Raw genomic sequence first — 452 nt, 5'->3', positions numbered from 1 at the left:
TTCCAGGCCGCTTCGCCTATCCTCCCCGCCTGCCGTGCGGGGGTCCTACAACCCCGGGATGCAAGCATCCCGGTTTGGGCTGATTCCGTTTCGCTCGCCGCTACTCGGGAAATCGCGTTTGCTTTCTCTTCCTCCGGGTACTAAGATGTTTCAGTTCTCCGGGTCTACCGTCCGGCGCCTATGTGTTCAGCGGCCGGACGCCTTCCCATGACGGAAGGCGGGTTTCCCCATTCGGACATCTCCGGATCAAAGCTTACGTACAGCTCCCCGGAGCGTTTCGCCGTTCGTCGCGTCCTTCTTCGGCTCCTAGTGCCAAGGCATCCACCGTGCGCCCTTTTCTTCTTAACCACTCGATACGCGGTCATTCTTCGACGCGGCCGCCGGCCGAAACAGCCGGCAGCCTTGTGTTGCTTGTGTGTTGGTCTCGGTATTCGGTTGTCAAGGTCCAACGT

Annotated in this window: 1 rRNA gene; it reads right to left on the bottom strand. The window is 60.2% G+C overall.

The annotated features are described in order from the left end of the window. Window positions 1–348 (bottom strand): 23S ribosomal RNA (locus tag Q0757_RS16930); the annotation flags it as partial. Window positions 349–452: the final 104 nt, after the last annotated feature.

The sequence above is a fragment of the uncultured Marinococcus sp. genome, assembly GCF_947493875.1.
Taxonomy (GTDB): Bacteria; Bacillota; Bacilli; order Bacillales; family Marinococcaceae; genus Marinococcus.
This window is presented reverse-complemented; position numbering and strand designations above follow the sequence as displayed.